The sequence below is a fragment of the Saccharopolyspora galaxeae genome (assembly GCF_016526145.1).
In the GTDB taxonomy this organism is placed as follows: domain Bacteria; phylum Actinomycetota; class Actinomycetes; order Mycobacteriales; family Pseudonocardiaceae; genus Saccharopolyspora_C; species Saccharopolyspora_C galaxeae.
On record NZ_JADDUE010000006.1, the window covers coordinates 206,785 to 223,798 of the forward strand.

At 70.6% G+C, this 17,014-nt stretch carries 20 protein-coding genes and 1 pseudogene; 18 read left to right on the forward strand and 3 right to left on the reverse strand.

Annotated elements, in window-relative coordinates:
- The first annotated feature begins 67 nt into the window (after positions 1-67).
- From INP57_RS15750 to INP57_RS15785, 8 genes are all read left to right on the forward strand, one after another.
- Positions 68-439 carry an HIT domain-containing protein gene (locus tag INP57_RS15750; RefSeq protein ID WP_200070971.1) on the forward strand — a complete coding sequence of 124 codons (372 nt, stop codon included), beginning with the start codon at positions 68-70 and terminating at the stop codon, positions 437-439.
- A 290-nt stretch (positions 440-729) separates the two neighbouring features.
- On the forward strand, positions 730-1,797 hold the full coding sequence (locus INP57_RS15755; protein WP_200071153.1) for a PhoH family protein: 1,068 nt from the start codon (positions 730-732) through the stop codon (positions 1,795-1,797).
- A complete protein-coding gene (gene ybeY / locus INP57_RS15760) occupies positions 1,794-2,351 on the forward strand; it encodes an rRNA maturation RNase YbeY (protein WP_200070972.1) in 558 nt (185 codons plus the stop codon). The genes INP57_RS15755 and ybeY overlap by 4 nt, the downstream gene beginning before the upstream one ends.
- Positions 2,352-2,364: 13 nt before the next feature.
- Positions 2,365-3,729 carry a hemolysin family protein gene (locus tag INP57_RS15765; RefSeq protein ID WP_200070973.1) on the forward strand — a complete coding sequence of 455 codons (1,365 nt, stop codon included), beginning with the start codon at positions 2,365-2,367 and terminating at the stop codon, positions 3,727-3,729.
- On the forward strand, positions 3,722-4,081 hold the full coding sequence (locus INP57_RS15770) for a cytidine deaminase-like protein (RefSeq protein ID WP_200070974.1): 360 nt from the start codon (positions 3,722-3,724) through the stop codon (positions 4,079-4,081). Before INP57_RS15765 ends, INP57_RS15770 begins: the two co-directional genes overlap by 8 nt.
- Positions 4,082-4,128: 47 nt before the next feature.
- Complete coding sequence (gene era / locus INP57_RS15775) at positions 4,129-5,037, forward strand: GTPase Era (protein WP_200070975.1); 909 nt, start codon at positions 4,129-4,131, stop codon at positions 5,035-5,037.
- Between the two features lie 145 nt (positions 5,038-5,182).
- Positions 5,183-6,025: an RDD family protein gene (locus INP57_RS15780; RefSeq protein WP_200070976.1), complete on the forward strand. Its 843-nt coding sequence runs from the start codon at positions 5,183-5,185 to the stop codon at positions 6,023-6,025.
- Between the two features lie 20 nt (positions 6,026-6,045).
- Entirely contained in the window at positions 6,046-6,423 is a 378-nt protein-coding gene (locus INP57_RS15785; RefSeq protein ID WP_200070977.1) for a DUF2752 domain-containing protein, read from the forward strand.
- Between the two features lie 7 nt (positions 6,424-6,430).
- Here INP57_RS15785 and INP57_RS15790 read toward each other — a convergent pair whose 3' ends face one another.
- Positions 6,431-6,802 (reverse strand): DUF4190 domain-containing protein, encoded by a 372-nt coding sequence (locus INP57_RS15790; protein WP_200070978.1) that lies wholly within the window; start codon positions 6,800-6,802, stop codon positions 6,431-6,433.
- A gap of 172 nt (positions 6,803-6,974) precedes the next feature.
- Here INP57_RS15790 and recO point away from each other — a divergent pair, with 172 nt between their 5' ends.
- From recO to INP57_RS29605, 7 genes and pseudogenes are all read left to right on the forward strand, one after another.
- Positions 6,975-7,799, forward strand: coding sequence for a DNA repair protein RecO (gene recO / locus INP57_RS15795; RefSeq protein ID WP_200070979.1), 825 nt, complete (start codon positions 6,975-6,977; stop codon positions 7,797-7,799).
- Between the two features lie 2 nt (positions 7,800-7,801).
- Positions 7,802-8,401 carry a GNAT family N-acetyltransferase gene (locus INP57_RS15800; RefSeq protein ID WP_295144614.1) on the forward strand — a complete coding sequence of 200 codons (600 nt, stop codon included), beginning with the start codon at positions 7,802-7,804 and terminating at the stop codon, positions 8,399-8,401.
- Positions 8,402-8,454: 53 nt separating this feature from the next.
- Entirely contained in the window at positions 8,455-9,303 is an 849-nt protein-coding gene (locus INP57_RS15805) for an isoprenyl transferase (protein WP_200070980.1), read from the forward strand.
- Complete coding sequence (locus INP57_RS15810) at positions 9,300-9,734, forward strand: hypothetical protein (protein WP_200070981.1); 435 nt, start codon at positions 9,300-9,302, stop codon at positions 9,732-9,734. The genes INP57_RS15805 and INP57_RS15810 overlap by 4 nt, the downstream gene beginning before the upstream one ends.
- 280 nt (positions 9,735-10,014) lie before the next feature.
- Positions 10,015-11,031 carry a permease gene (locus INP57_RS15815; protein ID WP_200070982.1) on the forward strand — a complete coding sequence of 339 codons (1,017 nt, stop codon included), beginning with the start codon at positions 10,015-10,017 and terminating at the stop codon, positions 11,029-11,031.
- Positions 11,031-11,213 (forward strand): annotated as a pseudogene (locus INP57_RS29600) (TIGR03943 family putative permease subunit); the annotation flags it as partial. The gene INP57_RS15815 and the pseudogene INP57_RS29600, both read left to right, overlap by 1 nt.
- A gap of 96 nt (positions 11,214-11,309) precedes the next feature.
- Complete coding sequence (locus tag INP57_RS29605; protein WP_374220950.1) at positions 11,310-12,014, forward strand: TIGR03943 family putative permease subunit; 705 nt, start codon at positions 11,310-11,312, stop codon at positions 12,012-12,014.
- 93 nt (positions 12,015-12,107) lie between these two features.
- Here the strand turns inward: INP57_RS29605 and INP57_RS15825 are convergent, their stop codons facing one another.
- Positions 12,108-12,530 (reverse strand): Fur family transcriptional regulator, encoded by a 423-nt coding sequence (locus INP57_RS15825; protein ID WP_200070984.1) that lies wholly within the window; start codon positions 12,528-12,530, stop codon positions 12,108-12,110.
- Positions 12,527-13,054 carry an ArsR/SmtB family transcription factor gene (locus tag INP57_RS30205; RefSeq protein ID WP_304611155.1) on the reverse strand — a complete coding sequence of 176 codons (528 nt, stop codon included), beginning with the start codon at positions 13,052-13,054 and terminating at the stop codon, positions 12,527-12,529. Before INP57_RS30205 ends, INP57_RS15825 begins: the two co-directional genes overlap by 4 nt.
- 532 nt (positions 13,055-13,586) lie before the next feature.
- On the opposite strand from INP57_RS30205, the gene INP57_RS15835 reads away from it, so the two are divergent.
- Genes INP57_RS15835 through INP57_RS15845 form a run of 3 tightly spaced genes read left to right on the forward strand, consistent with a single transcriptional unit; the run spans position 13,587 to position 16,977 of the window.
- The gene (locus tag INP57_RS15835; RefSeq protein ID WP_200070985.1) at positions 13,587-14,972 is read left to right on the forward strand and encodes a glycine--tRNA ligase; all 1,386 of its coding nucleotides are present in this window, start codon (positions 13,587-13,589) and stop codon (positions 14,970-14,972) included.
- Between the two features lie 23 nt (positions 14,973-14,995).
- Complete coding sequence (locus tag INP57_RS15840) at positions 14,996-15,652, forward strand: YdcF family protein (protein ID WP_200070986.1); 657 nt, start codon at positions 14,996-14,998, stop codon at positions 15,650-15,652.
- Between the two features lie 44 nt (positions 15,653-15,696).
- Positions 15,697-16,977: a deoxyguanosinetriphosphate triphosphohydrolase gene (locus tag INP57_RS15845; protein WP_200070987.1), complete on the forward strand. Its 1,281-nt coding sequence runs from the start codon at positions 15,697-15,699 to the stop codon at positions 16,975-16,977.
- Positions 16,978-17,014: the final 37 nt, after the last annotated feature.

Here is a 17,014-nt window from a genome sequence, read left to right on the forward strand (position 1 = left end):
CCGGGGGTCTGCGCGGTGCGCAGGGTGCCCGCGGGGTCGCCGTGGTCGCGCGGATAGCCTGGCGAGCATGAGCGACGACGACCAGGACTCCCTGTTCCTGCGCATGATGGCCGGCGAGATCCCGGCCGATGTGGTGCATGACAGCGAGCGCGTGTACGCGATCCGCGACATCAACCCGCAGGCGCCGACGCACGTGCTGGTCGTGCCGAAGACGAAGTACCGCAACGCCGCCGAACTCGCCACGGCCGATCCGGACCTGCTGGCCGAGCTGGTGCGGGTCGCGGGCGGTATCGCCGAGCGGGAGGGCATCGCCGAAGCCGGCTACCGGCTGCTGTTCAACACCAACGCCGACGCGGGCCAGACGATCTTCCACGTGCACCTGCACCTGCTCGGCGGGGAGAACCTGGGCGGGCTCACCGGCGGCCCGCTCAAGGGCTGACCACCGGAACACCCGTGATCGGCGGCGGAACCGCGTTGCCGATTGCTCTACCATCGGTGTCGGGAAGAACCGACCGACTCGCGCGCCAGCGCAGAAAGCAGGCCCGAACACTAGTGGCCGGAATCGCAGCGGATGGACCCGCCCAGTCCGGACAGCAGCAGTCCAGGGACGTCGAAAACCACCAGGCCCCGGCACCGCAGGCTCGAGCACCGCAGGCGGAGCCACCGCAGGAGACCGCCCCGGACGGCAGCGGCGCCCCGGACCGCAACGGCGAAGCGCCGCAGGCGGCGATGTCCGCCCAGCGACTCTCCGCGCAGAACCGGCCGGAAGCGCGGTCGGTGCAGTCCAAGGTCACCGTCCCGGACAGCGCGGTGCTCGCCCTGCTCGGCAGCCGGGACGCGAACCTGCGGGTGGCCGAGGAACTGCTCACCGCCGACGTGCACGCGCGCGGCAACGAGATCACGTTGTCTGGTGAACCGGCCGAGGTCGCCTTCGCCGAGCGGGTGTTCGGCGAACTCGTCGAGATCGTGTCGAAGGACGACCAGCTCACTCCGGACGCGGTCCGCCGGGTGGTCGGGATGCTCTCGGCCGACGACAACGAGTCGCCCGCCGAGGTGCTCAACCTGGACATTCTGTCCAAGCGCGGCCGCACGATCCGTCCCAAGACGCTGAACCAGAAGCGCTACGTGGATGCGATCGACGAGCACACCGTGGTCTTCGGCATCGGTCCCGCGGGCACCGGCAAGACCTACCTGGCGATGGCCAAGGCCGTGCAGGCGCTGCAGACCAAGCAGGTCAACCGGATCATCCTCACCCGTCCCGCCGTGGAGGCCGGTGAGCGGCTGGGCCACCTGCCGGGCACGCTCTACGAGAAGATCGACCCGTACCTGCGGCCGCTGTACGACGCGCTGCACGACATGATCGACCCGGAGTCGGTGCCGCGGCTGACCCAGGCCGGGACGATCGAGGTGGCGCCGCTGGCCTACATGCGCGGGCGCACCCTCAACGACGCCTTCATCATCCTCGACGAGGCGCAGAACACCACGCCCGAGCAGATGAAGATGTTCCTGACCCGCCTCGGGTTCGGCTCCCGCATCGTGGTCACCGGGGACATCACCCAGGTCGATCTGCCCGGCGGGCAGCGCAGCGGCCTGCGCGTGGTCCGGGAGATCCTGGAAGGCGTGCAGGACGTGCACTTCGCCAACTTGGACAGCTCGGACGTGGTCCGGCACCAGCTGGTCACCGACATCGTCAACGCCTACGACCGCTGGCAGGCCCGCCAGGACGCCGAGGCCGAGCAGCAGTTCGCCCGCCACGGCCGCTCCGGCCGCGGCGGCCAGTTCCGGGAACGAGCATGAGCATCGAAATCGCCAACGAATCCGGTGTCGAGGTCGACGAGGGCACCATCGTCTCGGTCGCCCGCTACGCGCTGGACCGGATGAGCGTGAGCCAGCTCGCCGAGCTGTCCATCGTGCTCGTCGAGCTGAACGTGATGTCCGACCTGCACGAGCGCTGGATGGACCTGCCCGGTCCGACCGACGTGATGGCCTTCCCCATGGACGAGTACGACTCGTCGCGGCGCCCGGACTCGGCGGGTTCCGGGCCCGCGCTGCTCGGGGATCTCGTGCTGTGCCCAGCGTTCGCCCGCGATCAGGCGCGCAAGGCCGGGCACGGGCTGCTGGACGAGCTGCACCTGCTGACCGTGCACGGCGTGCTGCACCTGCTGGGCTACGACCACGCGGAGCCGGAGGAGGAGCGGGAGATGTTCGCGCTGCAGAACCGCATCCTCGCCGACTACCGCACGGCGCGCGCCGAGGCCGACCGGGAAGCGGCGCAGCGGGACGCGGACTCCCGCGTGCTCGGCGCGGTGGGGCTGGACCAGGGCTCCTCGCCCGAGGTCCCGCGCGACTGAGAAGGCTGGGACCGTGTTCACGAGTTCGACCGTTCTGCTGATCTGGGCGGTTGTCCTGGTGCTGGCGGCGGGGTTGTTCGCCGCCGCCGATTCCGCGGTCGGTGCGGCTTCGCGCGCCCGCGTGGACGAGCTGGTGCGGGAGGGCCGCGGCGGGGCCGAGCGGCTGGCCGTGGTGCTGGAGGACCGGCCGCGGCACGTGAACCTGCTGATCCTGCTGCGGCTGGCCTGCGAAATGGGCGCGACGGTGCTGGTCACGGTCGTGATCCTGCGGCTGGAGATCGCCGACGGGCTCGGCGCGCTGATCGCCATCGCGATCATGCTGGTGGTGTCCTACGTGCTGGTCGGGGTCGGCCCGCGGACCATCGGCAGGCAGCACCCCTACGGTGTCGGGCTGCTGGTCGCGGCGCCGGTGCGGGTGCTGGCGCGGCTGCTGAACCCGCTGACGCGATTGCTGATCCTGGTCGGCAACGGGATCACGCCCGGCCGCGGTTTCCGGGAAGGCCCGTTCTCCTCCGAGGTGGAGCTGCGGGAACTGGTCGACCTGGCCGGTGAGCGCGGCGTGGTCGCCGCGGGCGAGCGCGAGATGATCCACTCGGTGTTCGAGCTCGGCGACACCATCGCCCGCGAGGTGATGGTGCCGCGCACCGAGATCATCTGGATCGAGCGCACCAAGTCCGCGCGGCAGGCGCTGGCGCTGTGCCTGCGTTCCGGGTTCTCGCGGGTGCCGGTGATCGGGGACAGCGTCGACGACATCGTCGGCATCGTGACGTTGAAGGACCTCACCGGGGCGATCGTGGAACGCGGCGAGCTCAGCCAGGCAGGTCCGGGCGTGGGCGAACTGATGCGCTCGACGAGCTTCGTGCCGGACACCAAGCGGCTGGACGAACTGCTCAAGGAGATGCAGCTCTCGCGCAGCCACCTGGCGATCGCCGTCGACGAGTACGGCGGTACCGCGGGCCTGCTGACCATCGAGGACATCCTGGAGGAGATCGTCGGGGAGATCACCGACGAGTCCGACCGCGAGGAGCACCGGCCGATCGAGCACCTCGACGACGGCACGGTCCGGGTGTCCTCCCGGCTGCCGGTGGAGGACCTCGGCGAACTGTTCGGCGTGGAACTGGACGGTTCCGAGGTGGAGACCGTCGGCGGTCTGCTCGCCCAGCGCCTCGGGCGGGTCCCCCTGCCGGGCGCGGAAGCCGAGCTGGAAGGCTTGCGGCTGCGCGCCGAGGGCGGCAAGGACCACCGCGGCCGCATCCGGATCAACGCTCTGCTCGTTCGCCGCGCGAACGGGGAGACCGCACCGCAGCGCGCGGGCCAGGCGGCCGAGCAGGACGGCGACAGCGGTGCCGACCAGGAAGGAAGCAGTGCCCGTGGCTGAGCAGGAGACCGCGGCCCCGGCGGAGCTGGACGCGGAGGACGCCAAGATCGTCACGCTGGCCCGTTCGGCGCGTGCCCGCACCGGTGCCGCCGAAGGAGCCGCGGTGCGCGACACCGACGGCCGCACCTACGCCGCGTGCACCGTAGCCCTCCCGTCGTTGCAGCTCACCGCGTTGCAGGCGGCGGTGGCCGCGGCGGTCGCCAGCGGTGCCGAAGGACTGGAGGCGGCCGCGGTCGTCACCGACGCCGCCGAGATCTCCGCCGAATCCGCCGCCGCGCTGCGCGACCTGTCCGCTTCCGCGCCGCTGCTGCGCGCGGACGGCCGCGGCGAGGTCGCCGGAGTGCTGCGCTGAGCAGGGCCGCTTCGGCCGCGGCATCCGGCGGTCGGGACAATGAGCGGGTGACCAGCACTCCAGACGCGCACCGCTCCGGGTTCGCCTGCTTCGTCGGCCGCCCCAACGCGGGCAAGTCCACCCTGACGAACAACCTCGTCGGCTCGAAGGTGGCGATCACCTCCAGCAAGCCGCAGACCACCCGGCACGCCATCCGCGGCATCGTGCACCGCGAGGACGCGCAGCTGATCATCGTCGACACCCCGGGGCTGCACCGGCCGCGCACGCTGCTCGGTCAGCGGCTCAACGACCTGGTGTACGAGACCTGGGCCGAGGTGGACGTCGTCGGCTTCTGCGTGCCCGCCGATCAGAAGGTCGGCCCCGGCGATCGCTACATCGCGGAGCAGCTGGCAAAGGTCGCCAAGCGGACACCGGTGCTGGGCGTGGTCACCAAGACCGACCTGGCGACCAAGCAGCAGGTCGCCGAGCAGCTGGTGGCGCTGCAGGAGGTGCTGGAGTTCGCCGACCTGGTGCCGGTATCGGCGGTGGACTCCTACCAGATGGACACGCTCAGCGACCTGCTCGTCGGCCACCTGCCGGAGGGGCCGCAGCTGTACCCGGACGGCGATCTCACCGACGAGCCGGAGACGACGCTGATCGCCGAGCTGATCCGGGAAGCGGCGCTGGAAGGCGTGCGCGACGAGCTGCCGCACTCGCTGGCGGTCGGCATCGAGGAGATGAACGAGCGGGAAGATCGCGACGACCTGCTCGACGTGCACGCGATCGTCTACGTGGAGCGGCAGAGCCAGAAGTCGATCGTCATCGGCCGCGGCGGGGAACGGCTGCGCGAGGTGGGTTCCCGCGCGCGCAAGCACATCCAGGCGCTGCTGGGCAGCAAGATCTACCTGGACCTGCACGTCAAGGTCGCCAAGGACTGGCAGCGCGACCCGAAGCAGCTGCGGCGGCTGGGCTTCTGATCGGTGATTCCGCTGGTCGAGGGGTCGGCTCGGGCAGGTCGGGCGATTTGCTCGAACACCCGCGGCTGGAGCACTCGTTCGGGTAGTTTTCCGATCAACCGCCGCGGCGGCTGCCGCGTTTGATCTCTTGACCGAAGGAATTGCAGTGACGAACCCGCATGGCGGTCCGCCGTCCGGTCCGCAGCCCCAACAGCCCTACGGGCAGCAGCCATATCCGCAGTCGGGTCCGCAGCCTCAGCAGCACCCGCAGTCCGGGCCGATGCCGCAGCCGGGTGCGCCCGCGCCTTACGGCCAAGCTCCCTACGGGGCGCCCGGCGGGTACGGGCAGCCGAATCCGGAGAACTACGCCCACTGGGGACAGCGGGCGCTCGGGTACCTCATCGACGCCTTGGTTCCCGGCCTGATCGTCGGCGTGATCAGCGGGGTCACCATGAGCGTGGCCGTTGGCGCGGCTCTGTCCGGCGACCAGGGGACCGCCACGACCATGCAGGTCATCAACCTCGTCGCGTCGCTGGCGTTGACCGCGTTCGTCATCTGGAACAGCTGCTATCGCCGCGGCACCACCGGGCAGTCGCTCGGCCAGCAGGTCGCCAAGATCACGACGCTCAGCGAGCAGACCGGGCGGCCGTTGGGGTTCGGCTACGCTTTCTTGCGCCAGCTGGCCCATGTCCTGGACGCAATCGCCTGCTACATCGGTTTCCTCTGGCCGCTGTGGGACGAGAAGCGGCAGACATTCGCTGACAAGATCGTCGGTTCCGTCGTGGTTCCGGCGCCGGGGACGGGCGGTCCGGCACAGCCGGGCTACCCGCAGGCCGGTTACCAGCAGCCGGGGTATCCGCAGCAGCCCGGCGGCTACCCGCAGCAGGGTGGTTACCCGCAGCAGGGCGGCTACCCGCAACCCGGCGGTTATCCGCAGCAGGGCGGCTACCCACCGCAGACCGGTGGCCACCCGCAGCAGGGCTACGGACAGCCGCCGCAGCAGTGGTGATCATCGACACGTTTCGCAGGATGCCCCGGACGACCGGCCTGATCGCCGGTGCCGGGGCGTCCGCGCTCGTGCTCGGAACCACCGGGCTGCCGTTGCCCTGCCCGTTGCTCGCGCTGACCGGCTTGGACTGCCCCTTCTGCGGCGGCAGCCGGATGATCGGCGCGCTGTTGCAGGGCGACGTGGCGCTGGCCGCGGATTTGAACCTCTTCGCACTCGTCGTGGTCCTGCCGTTGGCGGGTGCCGTCCTGATCGCGATGGCCCGGGAAGAACTCGGCCGGGCATCGCGACATTGGCCTGCCGGACGGACCGGCCGATTCCTCACCTACGCCCTGGCCGGGACGGTTCTCGCGTGGGGTGTCGTGCGGAACCTTCCCGGGTTCGAGGCGTTGCGCGCCTAGCGCGCCGTCACGACCAGAATTCTCGCTGGACTTCGGGGCCGAAATAGCCGGCTGATGCCCCGTAGAGCCCGAGGGCGAGCAACACCCAGAGGACGATGACGACCCAGCCGATGATCACCCCGGCCAACGCCATCCCACGACCCCGCAGCATCGGGTTCCTCTTGTGCTGGCCCAGCGCGACGTGACCCAGGATCACGCCGAGCGGCCCGAGGACGATTCCCAGCGAGCAGACCAGCCCGACCAGCGAGACGACCATCGAGGCGATCGACAGCCCGTTGTTCGAGGGCTGTTGGTGCGGATTCTGCTGGAACCCTTGGGGATGGTTCTGGTACGGGTTCTGCGGGTTGTACGGATTTTGCGGGTCGTACGGGTTGGACATGCTTTCCTCTCGCCAGCTCCGGCCGGGCTCGTGCCCCGATGCGCGGGACGGACCTGTTCTTATCAGCCGGTTGCGCGATCACGGGACGGGATCGTTCAAATCGGGTGTTGCACCGGCCCCGCGGCCGGACGCCCGCAGCCGCCGCGTAGCCCAGTAGTGCGACGATTGGGTAGTGAGCCTTTACCGGGATACCGGCGTCGTGCTGCGGGTGCACAAGCTGGGTGAGGCCGACCGGATCATCACCCTGCTCACCCGCCGCAACGGCAAGGTGCGCGCGGTCGCGAAGGGCGTGCGGCGCACGACCTCGCGCTTCGGTGCCCGCGTGGAGCCGTTCTGCCACGTCGACGTGCAGCTGCACACCGGGCGCACGCTGGACGTGATCACGCAGGTGCAGACGCTCGACGCGTTCGGCGTGCACATCGTCGACGACTACCAGCGCTACACCGCGGGCTGCGCGGTGCTGGAGACGGTCGACCGGCTCGCCGCGGAGGAAGGGGAGCCGGTGCTGCGGCTGTACCTGCTGGTCGTCGGCGCGCTGCGGGCGCTGTCCGGCAGGGAACGCGATCCTTCGCTGGTGCTGGACGCGTTCTTGCTGCGCGCCATGTCCTATGCGGGCTGGGCGCCTGCGCTGTCCGAATGCGCCCGCTGCGGCGAGTCCGGGCCGCACTCCGCGTTCAACGTGCAGGGCGGTGGCGCGATGTGCGTGCACTGCCGACCCGCCGGTTCCGCGCGTCCGGCGCAGCAGACGTTGCCGCTGCTGGAGGCGCTGCTGCACGGCGACTGGCCCGCCGCCGAGGAGGCCGCGAACCCGGTGCGGCGCGAAGGCAGCGGCCTCGTCGCGGCCCACCTGCAGTGGCACATGGAGCGGCAGTTGCGCTCGTTGCCGCTGGTGGAGCGCCAGGAGCACGTTCCGGAGCTGATCCGCGAACGAGCCGCCGCGCTGGGCGGGACCGCAGACGTCGCCGATGCGGAAACCGCCGACGGGACCAGCGGTTGATCGTGCGCAGCTGGCGTCCGTGCGACGCCCAGGCGGTGCACCGGATCTGCGTCGCCACCGGTGACGCGGGTGAGCCCGCACAGCAGATCCTCCAGGACCCGGATCTGGTCGCTTACGTCTTCGCCGACCCGTACGTGCTGCTGCACCCGGAGCTGGCGTTCGTCGCCGAATCCGGTGGCCGGGTCCTCGGCTACGTCGTGGCGGCATTGCACACCGAGGAGTTCTACGCGCGCTGGCAGCTCGAATGGTCACCGCGCTTCGCCGCCACGCATCCCGCGAGCCGCAACATCGACAGCCGCAACGCCGACAGCCAGTTGCGGGCGTTCCTGCACCGGCCGCGACTGATGCTTCCCGCGGATCTGGACCGCTATCCCTCGCACCTGCACATCAACCTGCTCGCGCACGCCCGCGGGCGCGGTGCGGGCAAGCAGCTGCTGCACGCGGTGTTCCACCAGCTCGCGTGGGCCGGTTCGCCCGGTGTGCAGCTCGGAGTGCGCACCAGCAACACCGGTGCGCAGGCGTTCTACCGGCGGACCGGGATGGTGCGGTTGCCTTCGGACGACCGGGTCGAGGTCCGCTACGGGAGACCACTGAACGGGTGACGCGGGCGTCCGGGAGAATGGACGACCGCCGCAGACACGAAGGAGAAGGCACCATGCTGCGACGCCGAGGGCGCGGATCCGACGACCCCAGCGTGAAGCCGCCGGACCCGCACGCCTCCGGGGCGGAGCCGCCGGACCTGCCCGCCGATCTCGTACCCCGGCACATCGCCGTGGTGATGGACGGCAACGGCCGCTGGGCCAACGAGCGCGGGCTGCCGCGCATCGAAGGGCACAAGCAGGGCGAACGGGTGGTGATCGAACTCGCCAAGGGGGCCATCGAGCTCGGCGTGAAGTGGCTGTCGCTGTACGCCTTCTCCACCGAGAACTGGAAGCGCAGCCCGGAAGAGGTGCGGTTCCTGATGGGCTTCAACCGGGACGTGATCGCCCGCCGGGTGGACGAGCTCGACGACCTGGGCGTGCGGGTCCGCTGGTCCGGCCGTAAGCCGAAGCTGTGGCGCAGCGTGGTCAACCAGCTGCAGTCCGCCGAGGAGCGCACCCGCGGCAACGAGGTGCTGAACCTGACCATGTGCGTGAACTATGGTGGCCGGGCCGAGGTCGGCGACGCCGCGCGCGAGATCGCCCGGTTGGCCGCCGCGGGCAAGATCAATCCAGAGAAGGTGGACGAGCGGACCGTGGCCCGGCATCTCTACCAGCCGGAGATGCCCGACGTTGATCTGTTCATCCGGCCGTCCGGGGAGCAGCGCACCTCCAACTTCCTGCTCTGGGAGTCCGCTTACGCCGAGTTGGTGTTCCAAGACACGTTGTTCCCCGATGTGGACCGCCGCCACCTGTGGCGCGCGTGCGAGCAGTACGCGGGCCGGGACCGGCGTTTCGGCGGTGCCATCGACCGTGCTGCGCAGGAGGAGGGCAGCACCGCTACCGCCCAGGAGGGCATCTCATGACCCAGGAGGCCGCCACTACCGCCGAGCTGCTGACCGCGGCCAAGGAGGCGCTGGAGACCTATCACGAGGTGAGCGTCGACGACGACGGCGCGTTGACCTTGCGCCACGGTGACGTGCCGTGCGCGGTGCAGGCCATGCAGCTCGCCGATGGGCTGACGGTGCTCAGCCTGACCTGCGTGGTGGCGTGGGACTTGCCGTTGAGCGAGAAGCTCGCGCAATCGGCGGCGGAGCGGGCCGGACAGGGGTTGTTCGGCACGCTCGGCGTGGTCCGCACCGAGCGCGGCATGGACGTGACCTTGCGCTACGCCTTCCCCGCGGAGGGCATGGAAGCGCAGCCGCTGGGCACGCTGCTGATGCTGGTGGTGTCGACGGCTTCGCAGCTGCGCGGGGAATTGCTCACCGAGGTCGAAGAGGACACCCCGGTGGACTGAGCCGGTCTCCCATCCGCTGAGCTGCGGGAATTCGCCGCGCGCAGCGAGATTCGCCGGATGCGTCCGACACACGCGGGCGTGTCGGATCGATCAGATTCGGACTCACCGGGTTCAGGGGTGCGTGCGGCCGGATGGGCGAGCTGGACAACGATCTCAGCGCACTCCGAGTGCCCGATGATCGGCCGAACGGGAGGCACGTGAACTCGATCAAGTGATCATCGGTGCGGCCGGTCGGCGCCAGGTGCGAACGATTATCAGTTCTCGCTGGCACGATGAGCCGGTGACCACGACCTCCCGCTCGGCCGGCCGCGTGCCGGAGCGAGCTCGCCGCCGCATCACCTCGCTGGAGGTGCTCTGCGCCCTGCTGTTGGCGTCCCTGCTGTTCCAGGGGCCGATCAGCGGACTGCTCGATGTGCCGGGGCTGCGCACCGGATCCACCGTGTTCGTCGCGGTGTGCGTGCAGGCATTGCCGTTCCTGGTGCTCGGAGTGCTGATCAGCGGAGCCATCGCGGCGTTCGTGCCGCCGAGCGCCATGCGCAGGCTGTTGCCCGGCAACTCCGCTGCTGCGGTTCCGGTTGCCGGATTCGCGGGCATCGCGTTGCCCGGCTGCGAATGCGCTTCCGTGCCGGTGGCGCGGCGGTTGATGCAGCAGGGCATCGCACCGGCCGCGGCGCTGGCGTTCCTGCTGGCGGCACCCGCGGTCAATCCGATCGTGCTGGTCTCCACCGCGGTCGCGTTCCCCGGCGAGCCGGTGATGGTGCTGGCGCGCTTCCTCGGATCGCTGCTGACCGCCTGCGTGATGGGCTGGTTGTGGTTGCGCGTCGGCAAGGGCGAGTGGATCGCCGAACGAGCTCTGAGGCGCGCCGAGGTCCGCGAGCCGAGCGGTGGGCGGTGGGCGGTGTTCACCGAGACCGCGCGGCACGACCTGGTCGAGGCCGGCGGGTTCCTGGTGCTCGGCGGGCTCACCTCGGCGGTGTTCAACGTGCTGGTGCCCGCGGAGTGGATGCGCTCGCTGGGCGGGCAGCTCGTGCTGGGCGTGCTGGTGATGGCGCTGCTGGCGGTGGTGCTCGCGCTGTGCAGCGAAGCCGACGCGTTCGTGGCGGCCTCGATGGCCGGTTTGCCGCTGCTGCCGAAACTGGTGTTCCTGGTGGTCGGCCCCGCGGTGGACATCAAGCTCATCGCCTTGCAGGCGGGCACGTTCGGGCGCGCGTTCGCCGCGCGCTTCGCGCCTGCCACGTTGCTGGTCGCGATCGCCTGCTCGGTGCTGGTGGGCGCGCTGTTGCTGGGAGGTGCGTGATGCGCAGGGAGACACAGAACCTGCTGCTGGTGCTGCTCGGCGGCGCGTTGCTGAAAATCGCGTTCACCGGCGTGTACCTGCGCTACGTGAAGCCGTCACTGCTGCCCTGGCTGGTGCTGGCCGGGGTGGTCATGGTGGCGCTGGCGGGCACCGCGATCTGGCGGGACATCCGGGCCGGGGCGGCCGAATCCGCTCCGCCGAGACGGCAATCGAGCGGAGAGTCGACGCCACAGGTCTGCACCCGAGCCGCCGACGGCTCGGCCGGATCAGGCGCGGTGGTGCACGCGGACGCGGCCGGTCGTTCCGAGGAGAGCGCGGAGTCCCCGAGCGGGCACGCCGCCGCTTTCGCTGCTGGTGCGACGGCGGAAGGAACAGTCGGCGTCGAGCCCGCTGGTGGTTCTGTCGGCGACCGCGCGGCTGTCGCGGCGGAACCCGGCCACGTGAGCGCCGGCCATGAGCACCGTTCCCGCAGCCCGTGGATGCTGCTGCTACCGGTGCTCGCGATCTTCCTGGTCGGCCCGCCCGCGCTCGGCTCCGATTCGATAGGCCGCGCCGGGCAGCCCGCAGCCGTCCCGCAGCGGCCGAGCGGCACCGGCTCGTTGTTCGGGCCGCTGCCCCCGGGCGAAGCCCCGCTGCTGACCGTCTCGGAATTCCAAACCCGCGTCGTGTGGGACACCAGCGGTTCGCTCGACGACCGGGCTGTTCGCCTGCAGGGGTTCGTGGTGCACCCGGATGACGACTTCGGACGCACCCGGCTGGCCAGAATGCGGATCAGCTGCTGCGCCGCGGACGCCGCACCGGTGCTCGTCGACCTGTCCGGGCCCGCCGCCGCGGCGCTGGCGAACACCCCGGCCGACACCTGGATCGAGGTGACCGGCGCGTTGCGGACCGGCAGCGCGACCGAGGCCAACGGTCAGGTGCCGACCGTCGACATCACCGCAGTGCACGGAATACCGACTCCGCCCAACCCCTACGAGTACTGATCTCCACGGCACGGCGAGGCGCGAACGGAGGTGATCGCGATGCACAGCACGCCGACCTGGTTCAGCGCGGAAGGCGCCGTCGGCCTACCGGGTTCACTCGGCCGAAGCGCAGTTCGGGCAGATGCCGATGATCTCCACGGTGTGCCCCACGTCGGTGAAGCCGTGCTCGCGGGCGATCCGCTCCGCCCAGTCCTCCACCGGAGGATCGGAGACCTCGACGGCGCGGCCGCAATGCCTGCACACCAAGTGGTGATGGTGCTCGGTCGAGCACCGGCGGTAGATGGCCTCGCCGGAGTCGGTGCGCAGCACGTCGATCTCCCCGGCGTCGGCCAGCGTCTGCAGCGTGCGGTACACGGTGGTCAGGCCGATGCCCTCGCCCTGCCTGCGCAGCTGCTCGTGCAGGTCCTGCGCGGAGCGGAAGTCGTCGACCTCGCTGAGCAGCCGGGAAACCGCCGCCCGTTGTCTGGTGGCCCGCAGTCCCGGCACACCGGCCGCGGAGCGCTCGCCGATGGTCACGCTGTCTCCGTATCCTGTCGGGTCTCTGGTGGCGGAGGCGTCCCGCGTCCCCGGGGGCGCGCCCCGGAGAGCTCCTCGGCGTGCGTGGCCGCGTCCGCGACGATGTGCGCGAGGTGCTCGTCGACGAGCCGGTACACCACTTCCCGGCCGTGCCGTTGCCCGTACACCACACCCGCCGACTTCAGCACCCGCAGGTGCTGGCTGATCAGCGGCTGCGTGACACCGAGTACGTCGACCAGTTCGTGCACGCAGCGCTCGGCCGTGCGCAACTGCAGCACGATCGCGATTCGCACCGGCGCGGCCAGTGCGCGCAGCAGCTCGCCGGCCTCGACCAGGGTCTGCTGGTCCTCGACCGGCGCGAGCCGGGGAGCTTCCCGCTCCGGGGAGTGGACGTGGTCCTCGGCGTGGTCCGGGTGGCCGGTGTCCGCCGCCGGGGCCGCGTCCGGCGCGGCCGCGCCCTCCGACGTGCACCCGGCCGCGTCGGCTCCGGCCGGTTCGGCGAGGGGGTCCGGGCTGGCGGGCATGACGTCCTTTCCGGCTGGCCCGGGTGGTGCGTCCCGGCCGGCGATCTCCGGCCTGTGGGCGTCCCGGTCCGGGGTGGCCTGGGAACAGCGGTGCTCTCCTTGCGCCATTCTACGGGGCACCGGAAACCCGTCGGCACCTCGCGGGAGGCTGCCGCTGCGGACGGCTGTGCAGGTGCGCGGGCGAGTTCGCGGCCGCGCGCACGAGCACATCGACGGTGCCAGGGTCCGTGGCGAAAGCGCACCGCAACGGCCATCCGGCAGGTTCCCGGACGATGCCCGATCGGGTGGCCTCGTAGATCCGGGTGGGCCCACCGATGCGGCAGGCCGCATCGGTACGCTGGAAAACCCCAGGACGCCACCGCTGCCCGCGGTGCGGTCGGCGGGAAAGCCGGAGATCACCTTCGCGGCTTCCCGGCCGGACCGGCCGAGGCGGTACCGCTGGGCCCGGGACCCCCGGGCGTTCGACCTGGAACGACCCCCGAAACCCCGCAGCAGACCGTCGAAATCTTCGACCCGAGATTCCGGAGTGACCGTGCCCGCCGACCAGATCGACACGATCGTCAACCTCTGCAAGCGCCGTGGCTTCGTCTTCCCGTCCGGGGAGATCTACGGCGGTACCAGGTCGGCGTGGGACTACGGACCCCTCGGCGTCGAGCTGAAGGACAACATCAAGCGCCAGTGGTGGAAGGCGATGGTGCAGGGCCGCGAGGACGTGGTGGGCCTGGACTCCTCGGTGATCCTGCCCCGCGACGTCTGGGTGGCCTCCGGGCACGTCGGCGCCTTCCACGACCCGCTGGTGGAGTGCACTTCCTGCCACCACCGGTTCCGCGGCGATCACCTGGTCGAGGAATACGCCGAGCGCACCGGAAAGGACATCGCCGAAGGCGACCTGTCCGATGTGCCGTGCCCGAACTGCGGCAACCGCGGCCAGTACACCGAGCCGCGCGAGTTCAACATGATGCTCAAGACCTACCTCGGTCCGGTCGAGAGCGACGAGGGAATGCACTACCTGCGCCCGGAGACGGCGCAGGGCATCTTCGTGAACTTCGCGAACGTGGTGACCACCGCGCGCAAGAAGCCGCCGTTCGGGATCGGCCAGATCGGCAAGTCGTTCCGCAACGAGATCACCCCCGGCAACTTCGTGTTCCGCACCCGCGAGTTCGAGCAGATGGAGATGGAGTACTTCGTCGAACCGGGCGATGACGAGCAGTGGCACCAGTACTGGATCGACACCCGGACGAAGTGGTACACGGACCTCGGCGTCAACCCGGACAACCTGCGCCACTACGAGCATCCCAAGGACAAGCTCTCGCACTACGCCAAGCGCACCGTCGACATCGAGTACCGGTTCCGCTTCGCGGGCAACGAGTGGGGTGAGCTGGAAGGCATCGCGAACCGCACCGACTTCGACCTCACCACGCACTCGAACCACTCCGGCGTGGACCTGTCCTACTTCGACCAGGCCAGCAATTCCCGCTACCGGCCGTACGTGATCGAGCCCGCCGCGGGTGTCGGGCGCCCGATGATGGCGTTCCTGACCGACGCCTACCACGAGGACGAGGCGCCGAACGCCAAGGGCGGCGTGGACAAGCGCGCCGTGCTCAAGCTGGATCGCAGGCTTTCGCCGGTGAAGGCGGCGGTGCTGCCGCTGTCGCGCAATTCCGACCTCTCGCCGAAGGCCCGCGACCTCGCCGCGAAGCTGCGGACGAACTGGAACATCGAGTTCGACGACGCGGGCGCGATCGGCCGCCGGTACCGCAGGCACGACGAGATCGGCACTCCGTTCTGCGTGACGGTCGACTTCGATTCGCTGTCCGACCACGCGGTCACCGTGCGCGAGCGGGACACGATGGCGCAGGAGCGGGTGGCGATGGACAAGCTGGAGGAGTATCTCGCCGTCCGCCTCGTCGGCTGCTGACGCCGCCCACCCGGGGAAGTTCGATGTCTGATGTGCGTGCGGGCCGCTCAGGTCCCGGTCCCGGCCGGGTCCTGCGGCGCGCCTTGTTCGGTGCCGTCCTGGTGGCGTTGCTGGTGCTCATCGGTGCCGGTGTCCGCGTTTGGCAGGTCGCGCGCACGGACGACCGCAGACCGGTCGACATGATCGTGGTGCTGGGCGCCGCCCAATACCACGGCAAGCCGACCCCGGTGCTGCGCGCGCGGCTGGACCAGGCGCTGGAGCTCTACCGGCAGGGCCTCACCGAGCACGTGGTCACGGTCGGCGGCAGGCAGGAAGGCGACGAGTACACCGAGGCGCAGGCCGGTCGGATGTGGCTGGCCGAGCACGGCGTGCCGGATTCGAAGCTCACCGACGTGGAGACCGGCAGCGACACGCTCGGCAGCGTTCGCGCCGTGGCGGGCATCGCCGAGCGCCGCGGCTGGGATTCCACGCTGATCGTCAGCGACCCGTGGCACTCGATGCGAGCCAGGACGATGGCCTCCGATGCCGGGCTGAAGGCTTGGGCCTCGCCCACCAGGAGCGGGCCCATGGTGCAGACCCGCGAGACCCAGTTCCAGTACATCGTGCGGGAGACCGGCGGGTTGCTGTACTACCGGCTCACCCACGCCCCGTCCGATGTGGCGGGCACGCAGCTCGGCTGACTGATCGCGGCTGCTCGTCGGTGCCGCGCACTACGCTGGGCGCGATGAACCCCCTTCCACCCGGCTACGACGAGCACGACGTGGCGCGGCTGCTGCCCGAACCGCCGAAGCGCGCGGCGCTGCCGGGCTCGCGGCCGGAGACCCGAGCACCGTTCGCGCGGGACCGCGCCCGCGTGCTGCACTCCGCGGCGCTGCGTCGACTCGCCGGGAAGACGCAGGTCATGGGTCCGGAGGAAGGCGACGTCCCGCGAACCCGGCTGACCCATTCGCTGGAGGTCGCCCAGATCGGCAGGGGCATCGCCACGACGCTCGGCGCGGACCCGGACCTGGTGGACACCGCAGGGCTCGCGCACGACATCGGGCACCCTCCGTTCGGGCACAACGGCGAACAGGCGCTGAACGCGCTGGCCGATTCCTGCGGCGGTTTCGAGGGCAACGCGCAGACCTTGCGGATCCTGACCCGCCTGGAGCCGAAGCTGCTCGGGGAGTCGGGTGAGGGCAGCGGCCTGAACCTCACGCGCGCCGTATTGGACGCGGCCACGAAGTACCCGTGGCCGCGACGCCCCGGGATGGTCAAGTTCGGCGTCTACCCGGACGACTTCGACGTGTTCAGCTGGCTGCGGCAGGCTTCGGTCCCGCAGCAGCGCTGCCTGGAAGCGCAGATCATGGACTGGGCCGACGACGTCGCGTACTCGGTGCACGACGTGGAGGACGGCGTGCACTCGGGCCGAATCTCGCTGCGCGAACTGTCCGGCGCGGATGATCGCGCGGAGATCGTGCGGCTGGCCGCGAAGCACTTCTGGCCGGACGGCGACGCCGGTGAGCTGGACGAGGCCGCCGGTGAACTGGCCAGGCTGCCTGCGGTGGCGGCGGTGGCGGACTACGACGCGACGCTGCCCGCGCAGGCCGGGCTGAAGCGGCTGACCAGCGAACTGGTCGGACGGTTCACCTCGGCCGCGGTGACCGGCACCGTCGAGTCGTTCGGGCCGGGACCGTTGACCCGGTACGCGGCCGAACTCGTGGTGCCGCGGCAGGTGGTTGCCGAGGTCGCGGTGCTCAAGGCGGTGGCGGTGCACTACGTGCTGAGCGATCCGCAGCGGTTGCGGATGCAGGCTCGGCAGCGGGAGCTGCTGGCCGAGCTGGTGCCGGCGCTGGCCGACCGGGCACCGGAGGCGTTGGACCCGGCGTTCGCCCCGGCGTGGCGCGCCGCTGCGGGCCACGCCGCCGGATTGCGGGTGGTGCTGGATCAGGTGGCTTCGCTGACGGATGCGCAGGCGGTGTCTTGGCATGCACGTCATGTACGCAGCGAAACCAGTCTGGTGTGAAGTACGCCCGAACGGGCGGTATCCACTTGCCAGGTAC

Excerpts from the sequence above, each read along its gene's own strand:
- INP57_RS15750 (WP_200070971.1), top strand. The coding sequence starts at position 68 with ATGAGCGACGACGACCAGGACTCCCTGTTCCTGCGCATGATGGCCGGC.
- INP57_RS15755 (WP_200071153.1), top strand. The coding sequence starts at position 730 with ATGTCCGCCCAGCGACTCTCCGCGCAGAACCGGCCGGAAGCGCGGTCG.
- ybeY (WP_200070972.1), top strand. The coding sequence starts at position 1,794 with ATGAGCATCGAAATCGCCAACGAATCCGGTGTCGAGGTCGACGAGGGC.
- INP57_RS15785 (WP_200070977.1), top strand. The coding sequence starts at position 6,046 with ATGCCCCGGACGACCGGCCTGATCGCCGGTGCCGGGGCGTCCGCGCTC.
- INP57_RS15790 (WP_200070978.1), bottom strand. The coding sequence starts at position 6,802 with ATGTCCAACCCGTACGACCCGCAAAATCCGTACAACCCGCAGAACCCG.
- INP57_RS15805 (WP_200070980.1), top strand. The coding sequence starts at position 8,455 with ATGCTGCGACGCCGAGGGCGCGGATCCGACGACCCCAGCGTGAAGCCG.
- INP57_RS15810 (WP_200070981.1), top strand. The coding sequence starts at position 9,300 with ATGACCCAGGAGGCCGCCACTACCGCCGAGCTGCTGACCGCGGCCAAG.
- INP57_RS30205 (WP_304611155.1), bottom strand. The coding sequence starts at position 13,054 with ATGCCCGCCAGCCCGGACCCCCTCGCCGAACCGGCCGGAGCCGACGCG.
- INP57_RS15840 (WP_200070986.1), top strand. The coding sequence starts at position 14,996 with ATGTCTGATGTGCGTGCGGGCCGCTCAGGTCCCGGTCCCGGCCGGGTC.
- INP57_RS15845 (WP_200070987.1), top strand. The coding sequence starts at position 15,697 with ATGAACCCCCTTCCACCCGGCTACGACGAGCACGACGTGGCGCGGCTG.